Raw genomic sequence first — 25,966 nt, 5'->3', positions numbered from 1 at the left:
GCACTCTCAAAGCCCACCAGAGGACTGCCCACCACCGAACTGAGGCCGGACAATTGCTTCGAAACTGGCTGTTGTTATCTCGTAAACTTTACGATAGTTTCTCCCTGTGATGCAGGTCGCACTGAAGCTTCGGGGCGACGACGCCCTATCGAAGGACAAAGATGACCATCCACCCGGGAGACTTACTGCGGGCTGAAGAGCGCCTCAAACGGATGCATGATCGACTCGGCGGCATTGCCTACGGGGGTGACTACAACCCGGAACAATGGCCGCGGGAGGTGTGGCGCGAGGACGCCGAACTCATGAAGCAAGCGGGGGTGAACCTGGTGACGTTGGCCGTGTTCTCCTGGAGCCGCTTGGAAACAGCGGACGGCATCTTCGACTTCGACTGGCTGGATGAGGTTATGGATCTCATGCACGCCCACGGCATCGGGGTGGACCTGGCGACTCCGGACGCTGTCCCTCCAGCCTGGCTTGTGCAGCAGTATCCGGACATCATGCCGGAGAGGGCGGACGGCAGTATCTTCGGCTTCGGGTCGCGCCAGCACTTTGACGTGTCCCATCCTGTTTACCGGGCAAAGTCGTTGGAGCTCACGGAGAAAATGGGGGAGCGCTATGCCTCGCATCCGGCGCTGCGCATGTGGCACGTGGGCAACGAATACGGCCCCACGTCTTATGGTCCGTGGGCTGAAGACGCCTTCCGCGCCTGGTTGCAGGAAAAGTATGGCTCGATCGATCAGCTGAACGATGCGTGGAGTACCAGCGTGTGGGGTCAGCTTTACACGGATTGGAGCCAAGTCCGGGTTCCGGAACAGCCACGCACCTGGTCCAACCCGTCGCGTCGACTGGACTTCCACCGCTTTACGTCGCACAGCATGCTGGAGCATTTCAAGGCTGAACGGGACATCCTCCGCCGTCACACGCCGGACCTTCCGATCGTCACCAACTTCATGCGCTTCTACAAGACCAACGACTATTGGGCATGGGCGGCCGAAGAGGACGCCGCCGCCTTGGATATCTACCCCGACCCGCGGGAAGTCGATGCCCATGTAGCGGCCGCACTGAATTTCGACCTCATGAGGTCCCTCCGCCATGGCCAGCCATGGATGGTGATGGAGCAAGCGACCGGCGCGGTCAGCCAGTGGTCAATCAATGTCTCCAAGCTCCCCGGAACGATGAGGCTCGGCTCGTACCAGGCCATAGCGCAGGGTGCTGACGGGATCCTGTTCTTCCAGTGGCGCCAAGCCAAGGGCGGAACCGAGCGCTACCACTCAGCCATGGTCAACCACGCCGGTCCCAACACCCGGATCTTCCGCGAAGTATGCCAGCTAGGCCAGGAGTTGAAGGTGCTCGGTGACCTGACCGGATCCCGTTCAGAGGCAAGGGTGGCGATTGTCTTCGACTGGGATTGCTGGTGGGCGCTGGAGTTGGGCAATTCGCCCCGCTCGGACCTGAATTATCCGCAAGAGGTCCTGCGCTTCTACCGGCCCCTTTTCGAAGCCAACGTCGCGGTGGATTTCGTCAACACGAACAGCGACCTTTCCCCTTACGACGTCGTCATCATGCCCGCCTCATACCTGCTGACCGATGCTTCCGCTTCCCGGTTTGAGCAGTATGTCGCTTCCGGGGGACGCCTGGTGGTTTCCTACCTGTCCGGAATCGTTGACGAGAACAACTCGATCCGCTTGGGCGGCTACCCCGGCGCCCTCCGCGACGTACTGGGTGCCTGGAGCGAGGAGATGCACCCGCTCGCCGAAACGGAAGATCTGGTCAAGCTGGCAACGTTCGACGGCGGCATGTCCTCCGCGGACTACTGGACTGAGCATGTGCACGCCGAAACGGCGGAAGTCGTTGCGAGCTACGCCTCCGGCCGGCTTTCCGAAATGCCTGCAGTTACCAAAAATACCGTTGGTGCCGGAACTGCGATGTATATCTCCGCGAGGGTGGAGGACGGCTTGTTGCAGCAGCTGCTTGCTGACGTCCTCCGGACCGCCGGCATAACCGCCGTCCTGGACGTGCCCACAGGAGTGCAGGTCCGTCGTCGTACCAGCACCACGCCTGACGGCAAGGTTAACAGCTTCCTTTTTGTCCTCAACCACAATGACGCTCCCGTCACCGTAGAGGTGAACGACGGCGGCACCGACGTTTTCACTGACAGTCCCGTTCGAGGGGCGGTGGAGGTCGGAGCGAATGGCGTACTGATCCTCAAGACAGGAGCACCCGCATGGCACTGAGATTGGACGTTCCACCCGCCGCGGTTGTTGATGAGAAGCGGCCGGGGAAGAAACGCGACAAGCCGGGCAGCTGGAAGCTGGCCTTCAAGAGGGACTGGCGACTGTACACGTTGTTAGCGCTACCACTGGTGTACTTCCTGGTGTTCCGGTACCTGCCCATGGCCGGAAACGTCATTGCCTTCCGCCAGTTCCAGCCGGGCGGCAACATCTTTGGCGAGAAGTGGGTGGGGTTCAAATACATCACCCTGTTCATCAACGACCCCAGCTTTTGGCAAGCATTCCAGAACACGATCGTCCTTGGCGTGCTGACCTTGGCCTTCTGCTTCCCTATGCCCATCATCTTTGCGCTGATGCTGAATGAGCTACGGTCCCAGAAGTTCAAGAAGTTCGTGCAAACGGTGGCCTATCTCCCGCACTTCATGTCCGTGGTGATCATTGCCGGCATGATTCTGCAGAACTTCTCCATGACGGGCACCGTCAATCAGATTTCGGAAGCGCTGTTCGGCACCTCGGTGAACTTCACCCAGGACCCCAACTGGTTCCGTCCCATGTACATCAGCTCCGAGGTGTGGCAGACCATGGGGTGGGGCGCCATCCTCTACCTTGCCGCATTGACCCGGGTGGACGAATCGCTGTACGAGGCGGCCCGGATCGACGGGGCAAACCGTTGGCAACAGACGTGGCATGTGACGCTGCCGGCCATCAGGCCCACCATCATCACCCTGCTGATCCTCAACATCGGGACGTTCATGGCGGTGGGCTTCGAGAAGATCCTGCTCATCTATAACCCGTTGAACTACGCAACGTCGGACGTCATCTCCACCTACCTCTACCGGGTGGGCCTGGAATCCAGCAACTTCAGCTATGCCGCCGCGATCGGAATGTTTGAATCCGTCATCGGCCTCACGCTGATCCTCTCAGCGAACGCCATTTCAAAGCGCGTCGCAGGAACGAGCCTGTGGTGAAAAAGTCTGTCTCCGCCGATCGCGGCGTCCTCTTGAGTGAAATGCAGGTTTCCACCGGTATGAAGGTCTTCAGGGCTTTCAACCTGTTGTTCCTGATCCTGGTGGTTTTTCTTACTGCCTACCCGTTCCTCAACATCATTGCGCAGTCGTTTTCCAGTGAGGGTTTCATAAACTCCGGGCAGGTCAACCTGTTTCCGATGGGCTTCAATACGGAGACGTACAAGCTGATCCTGGCTGACTCGGCCTTCTGGACGAACTACGGCAATACGGTGCTCTACACGGTGGTGGCCACTGCCATCTCGATGGTCCTGACCACATCCTTTGCCTACGCCATAGCAAAGAAGGACTTGAAGGGCCGCAGCGTCTTCATTGGTCTGGCCGTGTTCACCATGTTCTTCAACGGTGGCCTGATCCCCAACTACGTGCTGATCAGTTCCCTCGGAATGCGGGACACCATTTGGGCCGTGGTGCTGCCTAACGCCATCAGCGTCTTCAATTTGCTGATCATGAAGTCGTTCTTCGAGAACATGCCGAGGGAACTGGAGGAAGCTGCGTCCATTGACGGGCTGACCCAGTACGGGATCCTGTTCAAGGTTGTGCTGCCGCTGAGTAAGGCGATTGTGGCCACCATGGTGCTGTTCTACGCCGTGGCCAACTGGAACTCCTGGTTCCAGGCATTCCTTTACCTGGACAACCCGGATCTCTTTCCCGTCACGATCTACCTCCGCAACATGATCGCCGGAGTCACGACGGCCGGATCGGCGGGAGGCACGGCCGAGAACGTTGGCCAGATCGCCGCCAACATCCAGTCGGTCACCATCGTCCTGACCGTCATACCAATCCTTTGCGTCTATCCCTTCGTCCAGAAGTACTTCTTCTCGGGCGTGATGCTCGGTTCCGTCAAGGAATAACCCCTCATGAAAGGACAAGCAATGATCACCAAACGCCAACTCCGTAGGCGGGATTTCCTTGGGCTCGCGTCCGTCGTCACGATAGGCCTGGTCATGACCGCCTGTGACGAGGGCGGCGAGGAGAAGGTAGACACCTCGAAGTCCCGCAAGGGCGCCATGGACAGTTTCGGGGTGGGGGACACCTTCAAGGCGACGGAGCCGTTGACGTTTACATTCCTTTTCTCGGATCAGCCCACCTACCCGTACAAGAAGGACTGGCTGCTCTTCACCAAGATGGCCAGCGACAACAACGTCACCCTGGAACCCACCATTGTTCCCAACAGCGACTACGAACAGAAGCGCAGCCTTCTCATCAGCTCGGGAAGCGCACCTGAAATCATCGCCAAGACCTACCCCGGCCAGGAAGCAGCGTTCGTATCGGCTGGCGCAGTGCTGCCCGTCAGTGACTACGTTGACCTGATGCCCCACTTCCAGGACAAGGTCAAGAAGTGGAAGCTTGAGCCGGAAATCGAAGCCCTGACGCAGGAAGACGGCAAGTACTACGTCCTCCCGGGCCTCCATGAGGAACTCTGGCCCGATTACTCCCTGTGCTTCCGTAAAGACATCCTCAAGAAGGAAGGCCTGTCCGAACCGAAGACCTGGGACGAACTTCGCGAGGTCCTGCGGTCGCTCAAGAAGGCCTATCCCGACGTCGTGCCTTTCTCCGACCGGTTCAAGGGCGACAGCGTCCTGAACATTGCGGCGCCGTCCTTCGGCACGGTGGCGGGGTGGGGCCTGGTTGACGGTCTCCTCTTTGACCAGGACAAGAAGCAGTTTGCCTTCGCCGGAGGTTCGGACAAGTTCAAGGAACTGGCAACGTACTTCAACTCGCTTGTTTCCGAAGGCCTCATGGATCCGGAAAGCTTCACCCAAACCGATGACGCCGCCATCCAGAAGTTCGTCTCAGGCAAGTCCTTCGTGATCAGCGCCAACTCGCAGAACGTGATCACCTACAGGACGTCCATGGAGCAGTCCCTTGGCAAGGGCAACTTCGAAATCAGCAAGATCACGGTACCTTCCGGACCTGCCGGAGACATCATCGGCGGCACCCGCCTGGAGAACGGCATCATGCTGAATTCCTCGGTGAAGGACAAAGACAGCTTTGTGGCCCTCATCCAGTACATCGACTGGTTGTTCTACAGCGACGCCGGCCAGGAGTTCAGCAAGTGGGGCGTGGAGGGCACGACGTACACCAAGGAAGGCGGCAAGAGGAAGCTCGCTGCAGATATCAACTTCCAGGGCCTCAACCCATCAGGAACCAAGGACCTGCGCGTGGACTACGGGTTCTCCGGCGGCAACTTCGCGTACGGCGGAACAACTGATCTGTTGCAATCGACGTTCAACGACGAGGAACTCGCGTTCCAGGAAGCGATGAAGTCCAAGACACCGCGTCCGGTTGCGCCGCCTGTTCCGTTCAACGATGTGGACCGGGAGCAAGCCACCCTCGCCTTGACCCCGCTCAAGGACCACGTCAAGCAGAACACCCTCAAATTCATCACCGGTCAGCGCCCGCTCGGGGAGTTTGATGCGTACACCAAGGAGCTCGACAGCAAGGGCATGAGCAAGTACGTCGACCTCGCCAACAAGGCCTACAAGGCGTACGCGGACAAGAAGTAGGACCCATGTCAGCCACCAAGGCGGAGTTCGGTTCAGGAGCGCTGTTCAAGGCTGCGGGCGTTGTATACGGCGTGATGGTGTGCAGCGGGCTGGTGCTGCTGGCGAATGTGCTGGTCCTGGCCGCGCCGCTGTTGGGGCCGTTGGCCTTGGCAGGTTTCGCGCTCACCGGCCCTTCCATAGTTGCCGCCTGCTATGCCTTCAACCGGCTCCTGTCCGGGGAAGACTCCAGCGTGTTCCGGGACTTCCTCAAGTCCTACCGGCGGGACTTTGGACAGTCTTTGCTGGTGTGGCTGCCGTACCTGGCATTGCTCACGGTTATCGCGGGCAATCTCATCAGCCTTCCGGGCAGCAACCTTGAGGCGGTTGCTGCCCGGGTAGGGCTGGTGGGACTGGGCATCATGGTGGGCACAGCTGCGGTGCATGCAATGGCCCTTGTGTCGCGGTTCAGTTTCCGGACAACGGACATCTACCGTTTGTCCATCTACAGCATGGCGGCGAATAAGCGGGTTTCGCTAGGCAACGCAGGGATTCTGTTTGTCTGGTGCTTCGTCCTTTTGGCCAACACGGCGTGGTTGGTGCCCTTTACGGCAGGGCCGGTGCTCTACCTGCTGTGCTTGAACTCCAAACCGCTGCTGATGCTGGTGGAAACCAAATTCACCGAGGCTGTCGATTAGAGGTTGGTACGCACCACTGCGCCTTGTGCGACGACGGTGCTCACCTTCTCGAGCGCCGAACCGTCGGCCAGGGGATCGGCGTCGACAATGACGACGTCGGCGAGCGAGCCCCGTACAAGGCGGCCGACGGCGTCGCCACGGCCAAGCAGCCGTGCGGCGTTGGTGGTGGCGGCCTGCAAGGCTTCCAGCGGGGTCAGGCCGGCCTCCGACAGCAACCGGACCTCGGTACCGATCGGAGTGACGTCGGAACCAAAGGAGTCGGTGCCGGCAATGATCGTCACGCCCGCGTCCTTGGCCGCGCGGACGGCAGCTTGAAGGATGGGCGTGTATTCCTTGCCCCGGGCGGCGAGGATCGGGTTTGCCGACGTGGCCATGCTGGTGATCGCATCCATGGTGGGGGTGAAGTATGTTCCGCGGCGGGCCATGTCATGGAGGGTTGCTTCGCTGACGAACACACCGTGTTCGATGCTGCGCACGCCGGCCCGGACGGCGCCGTCGATGCCTTCAGCACTGTACGCGTGGCACAGCACTCCGGCGCCCTTGGCGGCTTTGACGATTGCCCCGATCTGCTCCACGTCGTACACCAGTTCGCGGGGATCCTGCTCGGGAAGGCCCGCCCGCGGGTTGGCGCGGGTCTTGATCACCTCGGCGCCGCGCTTGATGTTGACCCGGGTCAGGTAAGCCAGGTCCTGGGTCTCCGTCACGCCGTCCTTGAGCATCGCCAAGGGGGCCAGGTCCGGGTCGGCCAACAGCGAGTCGCCCTGGTCCGGTGAAATGAAGAGGCCGGCGGCTGTCATCCGTGGCGAGATGCCCGGAGCCCAGGACGGTACGGCAGCCAAAGCGATGTCCTGGTAGAAGGAGCTTGAACCGCTGCGGACGCTGGTGGCGCCGCTTTGGAGCAGGAGTCGGGCATCGGCCAGCGCGTTGGCATGGACGTGCGCGTCCACAAGGCCGGGAAGGACCCACCGGCCCGTTGCGTTGAGGACACGGGCACGCTGTACGACGGCGGCAACGGCCTTGCGCGTTTCGTCGCGGCTACCGACGGCAGCCACTTTGCCGCCGTCGAGAACCACGACGCCGTCAGCCACGGCGTCGCCGGTCTTGGGGTCGACCACCGTTCCGCCTTCGATGATCAGGGCCTGGGTGGTGAGGGGCTTGCCCGGGTAGTTCGAGCCAGAATTGGGGTTGTCGGCCAGGGCCGGGGGAGCCGAGACCATCTGGGCGGCGAGCCCGGCTACCGATATTCCTGCCAGCGCGGCAGCTCCGGCGAGGACTCCGCGGCGGGGCAGCTCACTTTTTGGCGTGGGTGCTGAGGTGTGGTCGTGGTTGCACATCGTTGTACTCCTGGAGGAAATGCCGGAACGCAATGGCCATGGGTTCCACTTTGGTATTCCAGAGTGCAGGAAGTTGATATGGAAAAGCAAGCTTTAGGTCAAAACCCGGAAGCGCAAGGATGGTTTGGTATGCCAATCAGCCGAAGACTACCGTACCGTCCTCCTCGATCCTCCAGCCGGGGTTGTAGCCGATTTCCCACACGATGCCGTTCGGATCCTGGACGTGCCCGTGGAAGATGCCGCCGAATGCCCCTGCCTGCGCGGGCTTCAGCACGGTGCCGCCGGCTGCGACGAGCTCCTCGATGGTGGCGACCACTTCTTCCTGGCTTCCGACGTTGTGTGAAAGGGTGACCCCGCTGACACCGGTGGTTGTTGTTCCTGAGGCGAGGTCCTGGTCGAATTTGCCGGCGTCGAAGAGGCCCAGTACCTGGCCGGGTGCAACCTGGAAGAAGATGATCTCCCCGGGCACATCCATGAGGGGCTCCCAACCGAGCCCGTCCTGGTAGAAGGTCCGGGCCCGGTTGTGGTCCTGCGTGGCAAACGTGATGAAGTGCAGTCGCTGGTCCATGCGGGCAATGCTAGTCCGTAGGCCCCGCTGCGGAGGCTAGCTGAGGTGCTGGCGGGTGCCGTTGATGTCCGCCGCGGGAGCGGCGAAGAGCGCCGCAATGTGTTCGGCCAGCTCGTTGACGTGCGTGTAGCCGGGGAATTTGCGGTGCGGGGCCGCTTCCTTCATGGCGTCATCCAGCAGTGCCTTCACCACGAACACGGTTGCCGCCGAGGTCTGTTCCTTGGGCTCGGTTTTGTGGCCGGACTGTGCTGCGTTGAAACCGTCTGCAACTCCCAGGACCCACGCTTCCGAGGCTGCCTTGATGGCCGAGTACGCAGCGCCGCCCGCCGTGGGCTTGGCCGCGCTCGTGGCCGACACGATTGCCAGCCTGCCTCGCGGGGAAGCTTCCAGGTCGGCGTAGAAAGCGCGCGAGGTGTTGCGCAACGTGGTCATGATGCTGGTGTGGAGGACGTCCCAGTCCTCATCTTTCTGGCCCGTGATGCCTTCGCCGCCACGCCAGCCGCCCACCAGGTGGATGAGCCCGTCCACGTGCCCGAGGTCATTGCGGACCGAGGCCGCAAGCTTTTCCACTGCCTCGCGGTTGGCGAGATTGCAGGTGTAGGGCGTCACGCCGTCGAAGTCTTCCGCAAGCGCTTCAAGGCGGGCGGCATCGAGATCGACGGCGGCCACCCGCGCTCCCAGCGCGACGAGCGCCTTGACCACCGCTTGCCCTGCAGCGCTGGTGGAACCGGCCACGACTACGTTGAGCTGCGGGGCGGTTGCAGAGGTTGCCACGTCGTTGTGGTCGTTCGTGTTGGGCACGATGGTGTCCTTCCATGCGGGTGACGATGTTCTACGAAGCGTACCGAGTGACCAGTCAAACTAACGCTTTGACGTACCGAGCATAAGAAGAACTCCTGCTTGGAAACGTGCTTGCCGCCCTGAGGCTGCGGGTTGTTGGGTGTTGAGAGCAGGTGGGAGGATGGCTCTGTGGAACCCCTTTTCAACTTCCTTGGCAATTATTGGTGGCTGGTTTTCGTCTTTGGCGGCATGGCCGGCGGGTGGGCCAAGTCGATCTCCAAGGCCAACGAGCGCCGCCACCGTCGCAAGGTGGAGCTGTATAAGTTGAAGAACCAGCAGGTGGTTGCGGAGCAGGCAAGCCAAGCCGAGGTCGCAGTGCTTATGGCCGCTCACGACGCCGTGAACCACAAGTGGCTCGACTATGAACTGGACGTTGGAAAGCTCATCGACTATCCGCTGATGAGTGATGTGCGGGAACCGCTGACGGTAGCTTTTTTGCGGGCCAAGAAAGAAGCCGACGGCCTGCGTCCAGCGGCTGCTGCTGACATCACGACGGCGGCAAGGCTCGCCGAATACCGATCGGCGGTCCGCAGCTACGAGATCGCCTTCGAAATTGCCGAGCACGAAGCCAAGCGCATCAAGGACGCCAACTTCACCGGCCCCGAACGCGATCGACTGGCCACGGCACGGAAGCTGTTGAGGATCGCCGAGGACGTTGCCGCGACGCCCGCCGAGCGCCAGACGGCCTACAAGCGTGCCCGTAAAGAGCTTGATGGCCTGATCATGCTGCCCGACGTTACCCTGGCCGCCCTCGAAGCAAAGGTGGCCGGGATGATCGACGCCAGGCGCGATCCGGAGGCGGACGCTCAGATGGCCTAGAGCCGCGAAGCACCCCGCTTACCCGTCATGGCGAATCTTCACCGGCGTCAACATCTCACGGTCAAAGCCGACCACTCGACGCGGGCCGTGCAGGATCACCTCGTGGGTTGCTGAGTTGCCGTTGCTGGACGTTCCTACGCGGAGCCTGACCAGCCCGGGAGTCACAACCCGGCAAAGGTCCACGCCAGTGAACGATGTGCGATCGGCATGGACAACGAAGTCCACGGTGGCCGACGCGCCCGCGGCCAGCTCCACCCGGGCATAACCGATCAGCTCACACACGGGTCGGACCACTTCGGCCACCGGGTCTTCCAAATACAGCTGGACAACCTCGGCTCCGCTGCGGGGTCCGGTGTTGGTGACCGTGCAGCTGACGGTGACCGTGCCCGTCGTCGGCATGGTCGGCGCGCTGCAGCGGTGGGCTGAGAGTTCGAAACTTGTGTAGGACAGCCCATGCCCGAATCCGTACAAGGGAGAAGGATCAAGGGCGCTGACCTCCGTGCGGCCTGCCAGTTTGGAATGGAGGTAGGTGCCGGGTTGGCCGCCGGGGGAGCGGGGTATTGAAATCGGCAGTTTGCCGGATGGATTCACGACGCCGGTAAGTACGTCCCAGAGTGCCTCGCCTCCCTCTTCGCCAGGGAAGAAGCCTTGGACGATCGCGTCCGTGCGGTCCACGAAGGCCCCGAGAGCATACGGCCGGCCGCTGAGGACCACCACCACCGACCGGGTTCCGGATTCGGCGCACGCACTCAGGATGCTGTCCAGCATTGAGTGCTGGTCTCCGGGCAGTCGGAGGTCCGCGGCGTCATTCCCTTCGCCTGACGTGCCCCTGCCGAAGAGTCCGGCGTTGTCGCCCACCACCACAACACACGTCTCCACTGAGGCGGCAAGTGCGCAGGCCTCAGCGATCTGTTCATTGCTTGCCGCTTCGCAGTTCCCTGTGACCGCAACCCGCGTGGAACCGAATCGCTCACGGGCTACTCCGGCCACCGAAGGAATCGAAATGCCCATTGGCACGTCGGGGTGCGAGGCGCCTACGTGGGCATCGAACGAGTAGCACCCCAGCATGGCAAAGGGATCGTCGGCCAGCGGACCAACTACTCCTACGGAGCCTGGCGCAGAAAGGGGCAGTGCAGGCGTGCCGTTGTGGTTCCTGTTGCTCAACAACACCAGGGACTGCGCTGCCAGCTCCCGTGCCAGGGCGCGGTCTTGAGGGGGATCGAGGTCCACCGGCCCGGAAAGTGCGGCCGGAGCGGCGCTGAAGCCGGGTGAGAGGAGGCCGAGTTCGGCTTTTTGCCGCAGCACCCGCCGGAGCGCTTCGTCCACGACCGACTCTGCGATGGATCCTTCGCGGACTTTCCGGAGCAAGGGTTCGCCATAGCAATTCACCGTTGGGAGCTCAACGTCGACGCCGGCAGTCAGCGCCAGGACGGCAGCTTCACCGGGATCAGCGGCTACCCCGTGGGTGACGTCGAGGAAAGCGATGCCGAAGTAATCGGCCACCACGGGTCCCGAAAAGCCCCATTCCTCACGAAGCAGCCCGGTCAGCAGGGCGCGGTTCGCGGCGGCCGGTACGCCGTCGACGTCGGTATAGGCGTGCATGACGGAACGGGCGCCGCCGTGCCGGATGGCCATTTCGAACGGTGGCAGCATCACGTCAGCCAATTCGCGCGGCCCCATGGATACCGGTGCGTGGTTGCGCCCGGCCCGGGAAGCGGAGTAGCCCACAAAGTGTTTCAGGGTGGAAACGATTCCGGTGGACTCGAGCCCTTGAACGTATGCTGTGGCGACGGTTCCTACCAGGTACGGATCCTCACCGATGGTTTCCTCCACGCGGCCCCAGCGCAGGTCCCGGACGACGTCAAGGACGGGCGCCAGGCCCTGATGAACACCCAGTGCTTTCATGCTGGTTCCAATGCGTCGGGCCATTTCCTTGACCAAGTCGGGGTTGAAAGTGGCTCCCCACGCCAGTGGAACCGGAAAAGCGGTAGCCTTCCACGCCGCCAGTCCCGCCAGGCATTCTTCATGTACCTGCGCGGGGATTCCAAAACGCGACGCGGTCATGATCTGCTCCTGCGCACTGGCCAACCGCCGGGCACCGTCCAAGGGCTCCAACGGGACGGTCCCATACATGCGGGTAATTTGGCCCAGCCCGTTCGCGATGACTTCCTCCCACGAGCGGAGATCACCGGCCATCTGGCTCTGCAAAGGAGCCACCGAATCGCCGTCCGTGGAGGCGTTGACCCACACGCCGGCCAGTTGTGCGAGCTTCTCTTCGAGCGTCATTTCCGCGATGAGGTAGTCCACTACGTCCTCGGCCGGAACGCGGGCGAGTGTTTGCTTTTCGGCAGCGCCGCTGCTCATGGGTTCTCCCTGTAGTTGGCGGTGATTTTTAGAAAGTATCAGAAAATTCTGTTTACTTTCTACGGGCAGAAGTGTTGACTTGCAGGGTGGCCGCTAGGTCATAGAGGGCGTTATCTGCTGATAGACGAGCGGAAAGAGAATCTGACGGATACATTCATTCGCGCCTTCGACAACGGAAACTTTCGGAATCGACAACAGAAAGATCACATGAAGACTTACAGAGTGGCCATCGTTGGAACCGGGGGCATCGCCGCCGTGCACGCCGCCAACCTGGCCCGCACGGACGGCCGGGCCGAGCTCGTGGCAGCCTGCGATGTGGACGAAGCGCGTCTGCAGGCCTTCACGGCCGAGCACGGAATAGCGGCCGGTTTCCAAAGCCTCAGTGAGCTCTTGGCCGAGGCCAAGCCGGACATCGTCCATCTCTGCACTCCGCCCATGCTGCACATCGATCAGGCCATCGAATGCCTGGAAGCCGGAGCCCACGTCTTGTCCGAGAAGCCGCCGGCTCTCAGTCTGGCCGACTTCGACCGGCTGAACACCGCGGGCAGAGCCAACGGAGCCCAGTTTTCCTGCGTCTTCCAGCACCGCTTCGGCGACGCCTCAGCGGCCGCGCGGAAACTGATTGGAGGCAGCGATTTCGGACGTCCCCTCGTAGCCCGCTGCGACACTCTCTGGTACAGGCCGGATAACTACTTCGACCTGCCCTGGCGCGGAACGTGGAAGGCAGAGGGTGGCGGTCCAACCATGGGCCACGGCATCCACCAGTTCGACCTTCTCCTGCACCTCCTTGGACCGTGGGAGGAAGTGGTGGCGATCGCCGCCCGCCAAGCCAGGGCCACTTCCACCGAGGACCTGTCCGCTGCGCTGGTCCGCTTCGAAAACGGCGCCACGGCAACGGTCATCAATTCCCTGCTTTCTCCGCGCGAAACATCAGAGATCCGTATCGACTGTGAGTTCGCCACAGTGGAGCTCACCCATCTCTACGGCTACAGCACCAGCAACTGGACCGTCACTCCTGCCCCGAACCATGAATTGTCCGTCGCCGAGGCCTGGAAGGCCGAACCGCTGGAGCGGGGCAGCGGCCACTCCGCACAGTTCCTGGCGATGTATGACGCGCTCGACGCCGGACGGCCGCTCCCGGCCGACGCCGAGTCGTCGCGGCAGACGCTGGAGTTCGCTGCCGCCATCTACGCCTCAGCCTTCACGGGCCAAGCGGTCCGACGGGGCGAGATCGTCCCCGGCCACCCCTTCTATGGGGGCATGGACGGCGACGGCCTCGGTACCCGTGTCCTCGCCTCAACCGCCCGCGCCTGACCACCCTCCGGAGAGACACTCATGACAACCACAACCCAGACAACAACAGCCGCGTCAATTGCCTACTCGGACGATGGGCGCTCGCTCACCTTCACAGCGGGCGATCTGGCCATCGCCACGTACACGTACCAACCTGAGGACGAGCAATACGAAAGCCCGCGGCCCTATTTCCATCCCCTCACCACCCTCGGCGGAGACGAAGTAACTATCTACCGGCCGTGGGACCATGTGTGGCACAAGGGCCTGTCGTGGGCACTTCCCAATGTGGGCGACCACAACTTCTGGGGCGGCGCCACCTACACCCGGGCCACGGGCTACGCGAACCTCGACAACAACGGCGCCATGGGCCATGAGGCGTTCACCAGCATCGAGGAATCCACCAATGGGATCACCGTGACCGAGTCACTGGTGTGGACCGCGCAGCCTTCCAGCGGCCAAGCAATTTCCGATGGCCAGGCTGGACAGCCACTCATCAAAGAGCAACGCAGCTTCGCCATCGGGTTGCTGCCAACTCCGGGGGCGTGGGTGCTGCTTTTCAAGAGCACCATGGACAACATCTCAGGTACAGAAATCGGCATTGGCAGCCCCACCACTGAGGGCCGCGACAACGCCGGATACGGAGGACTGTTCTGGCGCGGTCCACGCTCCTTCACCGGAGGGGAGTTCCGATCGGAGTCGGGAACAGGGGCGGACGAGTTTATGGGGACCCGTTCTTCCTGGATCGCATTCACCGGCCAGCACGACTCCACGTGCCGGAAGTCCACCATTATGTTCGTCGAGGATCAGGGCAACCCCGGTGCGTGCAACCAATGGTTCGCCCGCTCGTCGATGTTCGCTTGCCTCGGCTCGGCGCCCTTCTTCAGCGAAGTAGTCCCGCTCAAGGTGGGTGAACCGCTCACGTACCGCTACGCCGTCGTGATTTCCGATGGTGCAGTGGACGCGGACGCCGCCGCCACGTTGGCTGCCGCCGCCGGCGAGGCATTGGAGGCTTGGGCGTAGTGTGCACGTCGTTCCCCGGAGCTACTGCCGTTTCCGAAGTAAGCATCTATTCATGGCCTGGAATGGACGGCGCGGCCGGGGGATCGCCGCACATGCATACGGCTTCCACCGAGGCCTATGTGGTGCAGCAGGGGACTGGCCGGCTGGAGACGCTCGATTCGCGCGGCTTTACCTCAACGCCGTTGGAACCGGGGACCGTCGTATGGTTCACGCCCGGGACAGTGCACCGGGCCATCAATGACTCAGGTGATCTTCGCGTGCTGGTCGTCATGCAAAATGCCGGCCTGCCGGAAAACGGCGATGCCGTGCTGACCTTCCCGGCGGAGTACCTCAGGGACGCGGACGCCTACTCACGCGCCGTGCGGCTTCCGGCTGCAGACGCGGACGCCGGCGATGCGGCGGCCGAGGCGGCTGCGCGCCGCCGTCGTGACCTGGCGCTAGAGGGCTACTTGGAACTGAAATCTGCCGTCCTGAGGTCCGGGGTCTCCGCGCTCGCCGACTTCCACGCAGCCGCTGCCGCTCTGGTCCGGGAGCGGACCGGGCTATGGCGAAAGTACTTGGCCGACGGAGCGGGACGTCAAGCGCACATCACCGCCGCACATTTGGATTCCCTCGGGTCGACGGAAAGTTTCTACCTCCGGGAAGCGAGGACTACGATGGGCGAACGGAAATCCCGCAGGATTTACGGCATGTGCGGCCGGATCCAAGCGTGGGAACTTTCCGAAACTGAAGCTGCCGGGAGGTGATTCCCGGCCGAAAGGGGTAGGCACACATGGGGACCAAGCAGGACTCGGGACGGGCCACTATCAGCGAGATCGCCCGCGAGGCAGGGGTCTCCGTGCCGACCGTCTCGAAGGTCCTCAACGGACACGCCCATGTAGCTGCGGCAACGCGCGCCCGCGTGGAGGAAATCATCGCCAAGCGCGATTATGCCCGGCGCCCCGCCAAACGCAGCAAGCGCGCCGGACTCATCGACCTGGTGTTCCCGGGCATGGGGTCGGAATGGGCCTGCGAGATCATTGAGGGCGTCGAGCGCGTGGCCCAGGAAGCGGGCTACGGCACCGTGGTCAGCAGCCTGTCGCTGGACGGCTCGCGGATCCGTCCGTGGCTGGCGAACCTCGCAGAGCGAAAGTCCGACGGCGTCCTGCTGGCGGTTTACGAACTGGACTCGAAGCAGATTCAACGCATCAAGTCCCTCGGGATTCCGGTGATTCTCATTGACCCCGTGGGCAAGCCCGGGCCGGAGCTGATGACCGTCGGTGCCGCCAACTGGGATGGTGCGTTCCTTGCCACCGAGCACTTGCTGAAGCTGGGCCATCGGAGGATCGCGATGATCGGCGGCCGTGAGGACCTGCAGTGCAGTGGTGCCCGCGAGGACGGCTACCTTGCAGCCCTCCGTCGGGGAGGCGTGGAGGCGGACTCGTCGTTGATGGTTCCCGGAGATTTTTCCATCGAATCCGGTGAGCGGGGGACTGCTTCGCTTTTGCGGTTGAAGGATCGGCCCACGGCGATCTTCACGGGCAACGATGCCCAGGCCGTCGGGGCGTACCGCGCCGCGAGATCGGCAGGCCTGCGCATCCCGGAAGACCTGTCCATCATCGGCTTCGACGACATTCCGGCGGCCGAATGGATCGAACCGGGCCTGACCACCATCCGCCAGCCCGTAGTCCAGATGGCGGAGACTGCCATGCGGGCGTTGCTTCGCCATTTGGAGGGCGACGAAGAGTTGCCGCAGAGGATCGAGCTGGGAACGGAGCTGGTTGTGCGGGGTTCCACGGCCGCGGTGTCTTAGATCTGGCTCGTAGCTGCATGCCTTTGGCCGGCGTGCTTTTGGCCGGCCTGCCTCCGCGACCTTCTTTGGACAAAGAACGGCCACTCCGCAACTGCAGCCGGTTGCAAAGTGGCCGTTCGACTGTGAAGGCGGGTCGTGGCAGTACGCCCGGCCCTAGCCTCGACCCATATTGGTCGACGGGTCCTCGCCGCCCTCGGACGGATCTGCCCTGAGCGCGTCCGGATCGCCGTCGGGGAGGCCCGCCGGTCCTGGAACGTCGCCGGAGGCCGTGGGAATGTCCCGGTCTCCTTCGCGGTCCTGATTGATGTCGCTGTCCGTGATTCCGGTGTCCTGCTCAACACCGCCATCGCCAGTGGCCGGCACCCCTGAGTCGGAAGAGCCCGCGCGACCCGACGTTGCCTGGGCCTGCTCTTCCGGGGTGTCGGAATCCATGGCGTTGGATCCTTCGCTCAGCGAGGAGTGCACCTGGATGTCGTCTGCTTTCTGGTTCGGTTCCGGCACTTGCCCGCCCTTGACGGGTTCAGACGTGCCGGCCAAGTCTTCCATCGCATTCTCGGCGGCCTTATTGATGCTCTCTTCGATGCCCATCAGATAACTCCTTTGCGCTGTTGGTCCTGCACTGCGGACTATAAAAGTAAGCCTACTTAGTTTCCGCGCAAAGTGACAGGTAGAAGGTGTTCTCCAACGACGGGCGGACGGGGTGTGAAGCCGCAGGTCAACCAGACCGTGGCGCACTTTGTACCGTTCATCGTTGGACGATAAGGTATTCCCAGACCGTTTTGCAGAGGGCGGCATTTTTCGCTCCTTTGCTCTAGGCCAGGGACGCTTTCAGGCAGTAGGAAATACGTCACATGGTCAACCCCCACCCCGAGCAGGAAGCTCTCCAGAATGGATACTTTCTGGATCTTGTCCTCGGTAGTGAAGATGTCGAGGCGTTCCTAACGGACTTGGCAATTTTCTCGGCAGAGAGTCTCTCCCACCCCGACTCGCCGGTTTTTTGCGGCATCACCGTCCTGCGAAAAAAGCGCGCCGCCACAGTTGCCACCAGCCACGATCGCGCCCGGGTGATGGATGACCTCCAGAACGACTTCGATAGTCCATGCCGCACTGCCATGGATCAGATGGGTTCAGTCCTGGTGCCGGATCTCACGCGTGAATACCGCTGGCCCGAGTACGTTGCCGCGGCATCAAGGCAGGGTCTGCGCTGCCTACTGAATGTTCCGCTCCTGGTTGAGGGGGATACGCGCGCAGCGCTCAACCTCTACTCCGAACATGCCAACGCCTTCAGCGAGTCCCACGTCGAACGCGCAGAGGTCTTCGCGTCCCACGCTTCCAAGTCACTTCGGCTGGCCCTGAAGATCGCCCAGCTGAGCGACGCCCGCAACGACCTCGCCGCAGCAATGCAGTCGCGGACCGTGATCGATCTTGCGGTGGGCGCCATCATGGCCCAGAATCACTGCAGCCAAGAGGAAGCCTTCACCATTTTGCGGACGGCTTCCAGCAACCGGAACATCAAACTCCGCCATCTGGCCCAGTCGATCATCGCGGCCGTGTCCTCGGGCAAGGTCACGACGCACTTCGAGGAGTAAGAGTTGGTTAAAACAACAGCGCGGCGGGTTGTTTGCACCCGCCGCGCGTTCCGTTGCTGCCCGACTATTTAGCCAGGCTGCTCGTTCCCGCGCATGCTGCCGTTGCAGCTGTGCCCGTGCCGCTGTTCTTTGAGACGCTGCTTCCGTCGACAAAAATTTCGCAAGTCACTGAGGACTCGCTGGTGAAATCGCCGGAGACGGTAAGGGAGGTTACTTCAAACCCTTTGGCCGTGAATTCTTTCTTCCAATCCGCCGTGATGTCCTCCGCGGATGAGCCCGAACCATTCCAATAATTCACCTGCGCGGGGCCGGTAGTAGTTACCACATACTCGACCTTGTGTTCCTTGTTCAGGGACTCGTTCACGCTGCTCGCCGCGGCTGCGAGGATCACCGTCACGATGATGGCGATGATGATCGAGACGCCGCCCAGGATCAGGCCGGTGATGGAAGTGCCCTTCTTAGTGAACTTCCTGGTTACCCCAATGACGCCAAAGATAATGGCCAGGGGACCAAGAATGAAGGCCAGGAATCCAATGATGGGAATGATGGATAAAACCACGGAAACTATGCCCAGAACCAGTGCAGTGGTTCCAAAGCCGTTGCCCCTGGCGGGTTGCTCGTAACCGGGGAGGGATTGATTGGGGGCGGCCGGCGGGGAATAGCGTTCACTCATGTTGATCCTCTTGTTTTGTTGCGATGCGAGCTGCATCTGGTCAGGGTGCTAAATGTCGATGAATGTGTTTTCAATGCTGGACAGGCGTTCGGGCTAATGCATTCCACCCTCCGGCCGCGTTTCGTGACCCGAGGCAACCTTGGACCAGACTGGGTACGTGACGCATAAGAACTCCCGCCCGGGCCTCGCCGTCGCGGCGCTCAGCATCGGTACCGCGCTCAACCCGCTGAACTCGTCCATGATCGCGGTGGCGCTGGTGGTGCTGCGGGAGGATTTCTCCCTCGACGTTGCAACGGTCACGTGGGTGATCACGGCGTTCTACCTTGCTTCCGCGGCGGGCCAGCCGCTCATGGGCAGGCTGGCCGACCGCTTCGGACCACGCCGTTTGTTCACTTTCGGGATGGCGCTCGTCGCCGTGACCTGCGCCATCGCCCCGTTCCTTCCGAGTTTCGCGCTGGTTTGTGTGGCCCGCGCCTTGATGGCGGTAGGTACCGCGACGGCGTATCCCTGCGCGGTGGTCATGGTCACCGAACTGAGCCGATTGGCCAACGAGCCCACCACGCGTCCGCTCGGGCGCATCCAAATGGCCAACACTTCCGCCGCCGCCGTTGGCCCCGTGGTGGGAGGGTTGCTGGTGAGCCTGTTCGACTGGCAGGCGCTCTTCGTCATCAACGTCCCCCTGGCCCTGGCCGCCCTGCTGGTTGTCCACCGCACCGCGCCCGTCGATACCGGGCAGGAAACGGGTTCCCTCGGCAAGCTCATCCGCGACTCTGACATCCCGGGCATCCTCGCCTTCGTCGCGTCCTTGATGCTGGCCATGATGGCCCTGCTCAACGTCATGCCCGGGTTCCGCTGGCACTTGCTGGCCGCCGCCGTCGTCATCGGTGCGCTGTTCGCGTGGCGTGAACTCCGCTTCAGCCCGCCGTTCCTGGACCTGCGGCTTTTGGGGCGAAACCGTCCGCTGCTGCTGATTTACCTCGTGTTCATTGTGTTCAGCGGGGTCTACTACTTTGCGTTCTTCGGCGTTCCGCAGTTGCTGCAGGAGGCAGGAAATTACGACGCCGGACTGGTGGGCCTGCTGATGCTGCCCCTTGCGTCGTTGTCGGTTGTGGTGACGCCCTTCACCGTTCGCTTGATTGAGCGGTTTGGGGTGAGGGCCGTACTCGTCACCGGAGTCTGCGTCCTGAACGTTGCTTCGGCGGGGCTGGGGCTGCTGACCCTGTCCCTGTGGCCGCCGCTGGTGCTGGTGGTCACCGCCGTCATGGGTGTGCCGTACGGTGCGGTGAGCACGGCTTCGAACCAAGCCCTGTACGTTTCTGCCCGGCCCGAGGAACGCGGTGTTGCCGCCGGCATCTTCCAGACGTGCCGGTATCTCGGCGCGATCACGGCCACTGTACTGATTGGTGTTTTCTACGGGCCGGGCGTCAACCAGGCGAACTGGGGGCTCATGGTTTGGGTGATGCTCGCGCTGAGCCTGGTGGTGATTGTGCTCTCCGTGATGTGGAAGAAGCCGGCCGATGGGGTTGGCCGTCTGTAGGTTCACCGCTTGCGGACTGCCGGCGGTCATTTTCTGGACCTGCGGGATCGGAGGATCCCAATGACAGCGCCAATCAGAATCGAAACACCGACTGTGTAGATCAGGCCGGTTCCTGTGCCGCCGGTCAAAGGCAGTTGGAAGCCGCCGTTGGAGGGAATGTTTTTGACCTGCAGGTCCACCCCAACCGTGGTGGTGGCTGCGGTGACGAGGAAAGGGATGGGCTCAGCCAGCAACTCGTAACCGAAGGGCGCGTTGATTTCCACCAAGTAGTAGGTCCGAAAGTCAGGGCTGCCCGGTGCTACGGCGCCCCCGTCAGCCCAGTCCGAATAGCGCAGTCCGGGGATGGTCAGGGTTCCGTCGCTGGCAACGGTGAACGATGTTTGACCGTCGATGGATATAGGGTCCGAACCGGCCGTTGCATCAGCCAGGGAGGCATAGACAGAAAAGGAAGCGCCGGAGAGCCCAGCTCCGCTTTCATTGATCTTCTCCACGGTGAACGCGCCCCACTTGGTAACCACCGGAGGGGTGACCACTGGTCCGCCGGGTTGTCCGGGATCAACGCTGACGCTGGCCGCATTGGGGTAGAGGAGAGCTTCGTTCTCGATCTCGCCCACGGCGTTGACCAGCACGGAAACTACCACCTGGACCCGCGTGTCTGTACGCGCCGCCAGCAGTTGCCGGCCGGCTTCGGTGAAGATCACCGAGACGGTGTTCGTGCCGGAATCAAAGACGACGTCGTAGTCATTGCCCGAGATCAGTGCGGTCCCGTCAGCAAGGGTCACCTCTGTTCCGACGTAGGTGAGGTTGGTATCCAGATGGTCCACAATCCTGTAGCCGTCGATCACCGCTTCGTTCGGGATGTCGCCGAGGATGGTGAAGTCGATCTGGTCACCCAGCTTCACATCCGGGGCATCCTTGACGGACTTTTCTGCACTGGAGACCGAGTTCTTGGGATAGACGTCAACGTCATACAGCCAGTTGTTCTGAATGTCCGGATCCGTGGTGGGGATGGTTACCAGGAACGGTGCGGCCGGTGTGACACCTGCCGGGACGCTCGTCTCCGTGACCAGATACAAACCAACGGGGAGGTTGGGGAAAAGGGCCGTTCCGTCCGCGGCGGTTGTCTGCGAGACGGCTGTGCCCAGCGTGTAGCCTGCTCCCGAAATCGAGCCGGTAGCGTTGAACGGATCGAAGACGTGGCTTAGGTTGTTGGCGGCCTCCCATCCCGCGTTGGTGGACAGGTCCAGAATGTTGACCTGCTGGATGGTGAACTCGACCCCCGGCAAGGGAGTAAAGCCTGACGTGTCCGGAGCCGCGAACGTGCCGAAGCCGTTGCCGCCGCCGTTGCCCGCGCTGCCGTTGTTGTGGCCGCCACCGCCGTTGTTGCCGCCGCCCCCTTTCGTCGGCTTTTCAAACTTGTGTACGGTGATGGAGCCAGTTTGATCCGCATCAACCAGCGGTGCTGCCGACGCCGTTGGAGTGATGGAAAAGGCCAGCAAGCTACCGAGCAGCAAAGCGGCGGCTGATCTCCACGCCCGCCCGGGGAAATGACTCTTCATTGAACCTCTTTCTGTGCGCGCCGAATGACAGGGCGGTCTTTGACCCCTGGCTGGTGAATCAAGTGGACTAATCCGGCAGCACCCGGATGGTGGTCTCGGGCAGTTTCTCGATGATTCGGCGCGGGATGTTGCCTTGGAAGGACAACCAGAGGATGTTGCCATCGGAGGTGACGGTGTCCACTTTGCCGCGGTCCATGAATTCGCCGTGTTCATAGACCTCGACGTTGCGTCCCCGCACCCCGGTCCAGTCGGTGGCCACAATCCAGCCTGCATCTGCCTGCACGGCGTCCCCGGGGTCCTTGGTTTGGTTCATGAGTCATCCCTCTTTTTGCGCACGAGTCTTTCAACCGCGAGTACTTTTCAGACTCAGTGGCACAACGGGACGGGATGTGACGCGAAAAGCGGTCAGATTTTAAGAATCATCAATTGCTGCGTTGCCCTGGTCATGGCGACGTAGCTGTCCACGGCTCCTTCGATGCCGTCACCGAACGACTCCGGATCAACCAGGACCACCAGATCGAACTCAAGGCCCTTCACCAGTTCCGGCGCGAGCACCCGGATGCGCGGCGACGCTGGGACCGGGCCTGTTCCGGCGTCGTAATTGGAAATAACGCAAGCCGTCCCCTCAGGGTGCGCTTCAAGCCAGTCGGTGAGCACGGTTCCCAACTCGCTGATGGAGCCGTGCGCCACCGGCAGGCCGCCGGTCCGGATGGAGGTGGGCACGTTGGCGTCGGGGAGGGCGGCGCGGATGACGGGCTCGGCCTCGGCCATGACTTCCTCGGGCGTGCGGTAATTGATGCTGAGACTGGTCAGATTGATGGTGCCCAATCCCACCCGCTCCAGCCGCTCCTGCCAGGACTCGGTGAAGCCGTGGCGGGCCTGCGCGCGGTCGCCGACCACCGTGAAACTGCGCGACGGGCAGCGCCGAAGGAGCATTTGCCACTCAGCGTCGGTGAGTTCCTGGGCTTCGTCCACCACCACGTGCGCGAAGGGTCCGGCCAGTGCGTCGGGATCCGCGATGGGCAGGTCATCGTCGGCAAGCTTCTCCTGCATGTCCTCGCCGCGCAGCATGGACATGACTTGGAGCTCGGAGTCGTCGGCGGCGATGAGATCCTCAACCACACGGTCCATGAGTTCCTTTTCGGCAGCTGCTTCGGCGTTCCGACGCCGCTGGCGCTGGGCCGCACGCGGGTCGCCAAGGCGTTGACGGGCAGCGTCCAGGAGCGGGAGGTCGGCTACGGTCCAGGCGTTTGGTTCCTTTCGTTGCAAGGTGGCCACTTCTTTCGGAGTGAGCCACGGCGCGCTCAGCCGAAGGGACGCCGGAACGCGCCACAGGTCGGCGACCAGTTCGGCATAGTCCAGCAACGGCCAAGCCCTGTTGAACGCGTCCGTCAGCTCGGTGTTTTGGGCGAACGTCCTTCTGAGGAGGTCCTCGGGGATCTCGTCGGTATCGAACTTGTCCAGCAGAATGGTGACAAGCTCCTCCCAGACGTCTTCGCGCGCTTCGTTATGCGGCGTCCCGGGCGACGGCGCGTTGAATGCTTCGGCCCAGTCGTCCGCGCTGAGCCACACGTCCGCCCACGGCGTCTCCACCTCAATACCATCCTTGGGCGGTTCCTCATGGAACCGGACGGCTTTTTCAACGGTCCGAACCATATCTGCTGTGGTTTTGAGGCGTACGACGGCGGCACTCGGCTCGGGTGCCGCGGCGGCTCCTTCGGGAACCAGGTCCCTGAAGGTGCACGTTTGCACGCCCTCCTCGCCCAAGCTGGGAAGAACGGCGGCCACGTAGTTGAGGTAGGGCCGATGCGGACCGACGAAGAGTACGCCGCCACGCCTGTGCCCGAGCCTGGGATCGGAGTAGAGCAGGTACGCTGCCCGGTGCAAGGCGACCACTGTCTTGCCGGTACCCGGGCCGCCGTCGACCACCAAAGCACCGCGGGACGATGCCCTGATGATGGCGTCCTGGTCCGCTTGGATGGTGCCGAGGACGTCGCGCATTTTCGCGGAGCGGCTGCTGCCCAGGCTGGCGATGAAGGCGGAGAGATCCTCCAAGGCCGGGTTCTCTTCGCTGTCGCTGGTGAAGGACTCGTCCCAGTAGTCGGTGATCCGGCCACGCGTCCAGCGGTACCGACGGCGGCTGGCCAGGCCCATGGGGTTCGCGTGGGTTGCGCCGAAGAAGGGTTCAGCGGCGGGGGAGCGCCAGTCGATCAGGAGGCGTTGGCCGTCGCTGTCCGTGAGGCCGAGTCGGCCGATGTAGAGGGGTTCGTGGCTTTCCGTGGCGACGACCCGACCCAGGCAGAGGTCCAGGCCGTACGCTTTCAGTGCTTTGAGCCTGCCCGTGAGGCGACGGGTTTCGACGTCCTTCTCAACGGCCTCCTGGCCAAAGCGACTGGGGGATTTCTTGATGGCTTCCAGCTGACCTTCGAGGTCCGCGATCGTTTGCTCCAGGCTCCCGGCGATGGCTGCGAAGTGCTGCTCGTCCTGGGCGATGAGGGAGGGTGCGGCTTTGGGGGATAGGTGCTCGGGCAGGTTGAAGGCACTGGTTGCGAGAGGCATGGGGAGCTCCTTGGTCCGGATTCAGCTCCCCATTGTGCGGCAGACCCCGGCCCTTGCGGCAAGGCCCCCTGTGCCGTATAGATTGAAAGTGAGGAGAGGCGTTCTCCTCTTTTTTGTGGGCTTTTTGGGTGGCCGGCCTGCGCGTTTGGGACGCACCCGGCTGCCCGTTTAGACGACTAGCTGCGTGTTAGACGGTAGGAAGCGTCTAACACGCAGCTAGTCATCGAATCGGGCAGCTCAGGGCCTACCGCTGCAGGAACTCCTCGTGCTGCCGGTGAGCTTCGGCAACCTGCTCGCGGATCTTCTCGATGTCCTTGGCCTTGTTCCGGTACTTCAACGGCATCCGCACGATCTGCGCTTCTTCCTCGGTCAGGGCACGGTAGATGCGTTCGCGTTCTGTGGCGTCGGCGGTGTAGTCGAGGTCCATGTAGTCGATGGCGTGGCGGCGGGCGTTGTTGATGGCGGTCTGTGCTTTGCCGGCCGGGCTGAGCAGGGACAGGACCACTGTCACGATGAGCGTTCCACAGATGACGCTGAGCGACAGGCCGGTGGAGATCTCGACGACGTTCACGTGCTCGCCGCCGTTGATGAAGGGGAGGTTGTTCTCGTGGAGAGCGTGGAGGATCAGCTTCACGCCGATGAACGCCAGGATCGCGGCCAGGCCGTAGGAAAGGTAGATGAGACGGTCCAGCAGGCCGTCGATCAGGAAGTACAGCTGCCGCAGCCCCATCAGCGAGAAGGCCGTGGCTGTGAACACGATGAACACGTTCTGTGTCAGGCCGAAGATCGCCGGAATGGAGTCGAGCGCGAACAGGATGTCCGTGCCGCCGATTGCCACCATCACCAGGAGCATCGGGGTTAGCGCACGCTTGCCGTTAACCATCGTGAAGAGCTTGTCGCCGTCGTACTTATCTGTGGTGTGGAAGAGCTTTTTGGCGAGCCGAATCATGAAGTTGTTCGCCTGATCGTCGCCGTGGCCATCGGGCTTGAGGAGGTTGCCGGCGGTCAGCAGGAGGATCAGGCCGAACAGGTAGAACACCCAAGCAAACGAGTTGATCAGAGCCGCGCCCAGGAAGATGAAGCCGGTCCGGGCGATCAGCGAGAACACGATGCCGAACAGGAGCACCTTCTGCTGGTCCTCACGCGGAACCCGGAAGCTGGCCATGATGATCAGGAAGACGAAGAGGTTGTCCACGGACAGGGCCTTCTCCGTGATGTAGCCGGCGAAGTACTCCGACCCCATCTGCGCTCCGCCGAACACCAGGACCAGGATGCCGAACAGCACAGCCAGGCCCACGTAAATGGACGACCAGACCGCCGCCTCTTTCAGGGTGGGGACGTGGGCCTTGCGGATGTGGAAGAAGTAGTCGAACGCCAGGAGCGCCAGAATGACGACGATGGTGATGCCCCAGATCAGGGGAGAGACAGTCATTGGATCCTGCTTTCGTGAGGCGGGGCGTGGAACTCAGCGAGGGTCGTGTAACTTCTGCCTCCAACTTACCGGGTCGGGTGGGGCGCACGACAACGGCCATCATTGGAAAGTACTTGACAATATGGAAAGTACTTTCTTACAGTGATG

22 protein-coding genes are annotated in these 25,966 nt (G+C 62.3%); 12 read left to right on the top strand and 10 right to left on the bottom strand.

What is annotated here, in order from left to right; genetic code table 11:
* Positions 1-161 precede the first annotated feature (161 nt).
* Genes HMI59_RS15990 through HMI59_RS15970 form a run of 5 tightly spaced genes read left to right on the top strand, consistent with a single transcriptional unit; the run spans position 162 to position 6,440 of the window.
* Entirely contained in the window at positions 162-2,234 is a 2,073-nt protein-coding gene (locus HMI59_RS15990; RefSeq protein ID WP_193591857.1) for a beta-galactosidase, read from the top strand.
* Positions 2,225-3,199, top strand: coding sequence for a sugar ABC transporter permease (locus HMI59_RS15985; RefSeq protein WP_021472712.1), 975 nt, complete (start codon positions 2,225-2,227; stop codon positions 3,197-3,199). The genes HMI59_RS15990 and HMI59_RS15985 overlap by 10 nt, the downstream gene beginning before the upstream one ends.
* Before the next feature lie 41 nt (positions 3,200-3,240).
* Positions 3,241-4,110, top strand: a complete 870-nt coding sequence (locus HMI59_RS15980; RefSeq protein ID WP_166187135.1) for a carbohydrate ABC transporter permease — start codon at positions 3,241-3,243, stop codon at positions 4,108-4,110.
* A gap of 6 nt (positions 4,111-4,116) precedes the next feature.
* Positions 4,117-5,766 carry an extracellular solute-binding protein gene (locus HMI59_RS15975; RefSeq protein ID WP_021472709.1) on the top strand — a complete coding sequence of 550 codons (1,650 nt, stop codon included), beginning with the start codon at positions 4,117-4,119 and terminating at the stop codon, positions 5,764-5,766.
* A 5-nt stretch (positions 5,767-5,771) separates the two neighbouring features.
* Positions 5,772-6,440 carry a YesL family protein gene (locus tag HMI59_RS15970; RefSeq protein WP_193591856.1) on the top strand — a complete coding sequence of 223 codons (669 nt, stop codon included), beginning with the start codon at positions 5,772-5,774 and terminating at the stop codon, positions 6,438-6,440.
* Here HMI59_RS15970 and HMI59_RS15965 read toward each other — a convergent pair.
* The 3 genes from HMI59_RS15965 to HMI59_RS15955 form a co-directional block, all read right to left on the bottom strand.
* Positions 6,437-7,774 carry an amidohydrolase family protein gene (locus HMI59_RS15965; protein ID WP_193591855.1) on the bottom strand — a complete coding sequence of 446 codons (1,338 nt, stop codon included), beginning with the start codon at positions 7,772-7,774 and terminating at the stop codon, positions 6,437-6,439. The genes HMI59_RS15970 and HMI59_RS15965 overlap by 4 nt on opposite strands.
* A gap of 136 nt (positions 7,775-7,910) precedes the next feature.
* The gene (locus HMI59_RS15960) at positions 7,911-8,342 is read right to left on the bottom strand and encodes a VOC family protein (RefSeq protein WP_193591854.1); all 432 of its coding nucleotides are present in this window, start codon (positions 8,340-8,342) and stop codon (positions 7,911-7,913) included.
* A 36-nt stretch (positions 8,343-8,378) separates the two neighbouring features.
* Positions 8,379-9,143 (bottom strand): SDR family oxidoreductase, encoded by a 765-nt coding sequence (locus HMI59_RS15955; RefSeq protein WP_021472705.1) that lies wholly within the window; start codon positions 9,141-9,143, stop codon positions 8,379-8,381.
* 168 nt (positions 9,144-9,311) lie between these two features.
* On the opposite strand from HMI59_RS15955, the gene HMI59_RS15950 reads away from it, so the two are divergent.
* Complete coding sequence (locus tag HMI59_RS15950; protein WP_193591853.1) at positions 9,312-10,001, top strand: hypothetical protein; 690 nt, start codon at positions 9,312-9,314, stop codon at positions 9,999-10,001.
* Positions 10,002-10,019: 18 nt separating this feature from the next.
* Here the strand turns inward: HMI59_RS15950 and HMI59_RS15945 are convergent, their stop codons facing one another.
* Positions 10,020-12,365: a glycoside hydrolase family 3 N-terminal domain-containing protein gene (locus HMI59_RS15945; protein WP_193591852.1), complete on the bottom strand. Its 2,346-nt coding sequence runs from the start codon at positions 12,363-12,365 to the stop codon at positions 10,020-10,022.
* A gap of 207 nt (positions 12,366-12,572) precedes the next feature.
* Between HMI59_RS15945 and HMI59_RS15940 the strand changes: the two genes are divergently transcribed.
* From HMI59_RS15940 to HMI59_RS15925, 4 genes are read left to right on the top strand one after another with little or no spacing between them, the layout of a single operon-like run.
* Complete coding sequence (locus HMI59_RS15940; protein ID WP_193591851.1) at positions 12,573-13,679, top strand: Gfo/Idh/MocA family protein; 1,107 nt, start codon at positions 12,573-12,575, stop codon at positions 13,677-13,679.
* 21 nt (positions 13,680-13,700) lie between these two features.
* Positions 13,701-14,678, top strand: a complete 978-nt coding sequence (locus tag HMI59_RS15935; protein WP_193591850.1) for a PmoA family protein — start codon at positions 13,701-13,703, stop codon at positions 14,676-14,678.
* The gene (locus HMI59_RS15930; protein ID WP_021472700.1) at positions 14,678-15,424 is read left to right on the top strand and encodes a cupin domain-containing protein; all 747 of its coding nucleotides are present in this window, start codon (positions 14,678-14,680) and stop codon (positions 15,422-15,424) included. Before HMI59_RS15935 ends, HMI59_RS15930 begins: the two co-directional genes overlap by 1 nt.
* Positions 15,425-15,450: 26 nt before the next feature.
* Positions 15,451-16,470, top strand: a complete 1,020-nt coding sequence (locus HMI59_RS15925) for a LacI family DNA-binding transcriptional regulator (RefSeq protein ID WP_166187118.1) — start codon at positions 15,451-15,453, stop codon at positions 16,468-16,470.
* Positions 16,471-16,623: 153 nt separating this feature from the next.
* On the opposite strand, the gene HMI59_RS15920 is transcribed toward HMI59_RS15925, so the two are convergent.
* Positions 16,624-17,058 (bottom strand): hypothetical protein, encoded by a 435-nt coding sequence (locus HMI59_RS15920; RefSeq protein ID WP_021472698.1) that lies wholly within the window; start codon positions 17,056-17,058, stop codon positions 16,624-16,626.
* A gap of 263 nt (positions 17,059-17,321) precedes the next feature.
* Here HMI59_RS15920 and HMI59_RS15915 point away from each other — a divergent pair, with 263 nt between their 5' ends.
* The gene (locus HMI59_RS15915) at positions 17,322-18,059 is read left to right on the top strand and encodes a GAF and ANTAR domain-containing protein (RefSeq protein WP_021472697.1); all 738 of its coding nucleotides are present in this window, start codon (positions 17,322-17,324) and stop codon (positions 18,057-18,059) included.
* A gap of 64 nt (positions 18,060-18,123) precedes the next feature.
* Here HMI59_RS15915 and HMI59_RS15910 read toward each other — a convergent pair whose 3' ends face one another.
* The gene (locus HMI59_RS15910) at positions 18,124-18,732 is read right to left on the bottom strand and encodes a hypothetical protein (RefSeq protein WP_193591849.1); all 609 of its coding nucleotides are present in this window, start codon (positions 18,730-18,732) and stop codon (positions 18,124-18,126) included.
* Positions 18,733-18,889: 157 nt separating this feature from the next.
* Here HMI59_RS15910 and HMI59_RS15905 point away from each other — a divergent pair, with 157 nt between their 5' ends.
* Complete coding sequence (locus HMI59_RS15905) at positions 18,890-20,269, top strand: MFS transporter (RefSeq protein ID WP_193591848.1); 1,380 nt, start codon at positions 18,890-18,892, stop codon at positions 20,267-20,269.
* A 26-nt stretch (positions 20,270-20,295) separates the two neighbouring features.
* On the opposite strand, the gene HMI59_RS15900 is transcribed toward HMI59_RS15905, so the two are convergent.
* The 4 genes from HMI59_RS15900 to HMI59_RS15885 all read right to left on the bottom strand — a co-directional run bounded on the left by HMI59_RS15900 (position 20,296) and on the right by HMI59_RS15885 (position 25,819).
* Positions 20,296-21,828: a SpaH/EbpB family LPXTG-anchored major pilin gene (locus HMI59_RS15900; RefSeq protein ID WP_193591847.1), complete on the bottom strand. Its 1,533-nt coding sequence runs from the start codon at positions 21,826-21,828 to the stop codon at positions 20,296-20,298.
* A 67-nt stretch (positions 21,829-21,895) separates the two neighbouring features.
* Positions 21,896-22,141 carry a hypothetical protein gene (locus HMI59_RS15895; protein ID WP_193591846.1) on the bottom strand — a complete coding sequence of 82 codons (246 nt, stop codon included), beginning with the start codon at positions 22,139-22,141 and terminating at the stop codon, positions 21,896-21,898.
* 92 nt (positions 22,142-22,233) lie between these two features.
* Positions 22,234-24,387, bottom strand: coding sequence for an RNA polymerase recycling motor ATPase HelR (helR, locus tag HMI59_RS15890; RefSeq protein ID WP_193591845.1), 2,154 nt, complete (start codon positions 24,385-24,387; stop codon positions 22,234-22,236).
* Between the two features lie 244 nt (positions 24,388-24,631).
* Positions 24,632-25,819 (bottom strand): TerC family protein, encoded by a 1,188-nt coding sequence (locus HMI59_RS15885; RefSeq protein WP_193591844.1) that lies wholly within the window; start codon positions 25,817-25,819, stop codon positions 24,632-24,634.
* Positions 25,820-25,966: the final 147 nt, after the last annotated feature.

Source organism: Paenarthrobacter sp. YJN-5, assembly GCF_015040095.1.
Taxonomy (GTDB): domain Bacteria; phylum Actinomycetota; class Actinomycetes; order Actinomycetales; family Micrococcaceae; genus Arthrobacter; species Arthrobacter ureafaciens.
Note: the sequence above shows the minus strand (reverse complement) of the source record. Positions and strands in the feature narration are given on the sequence as shown.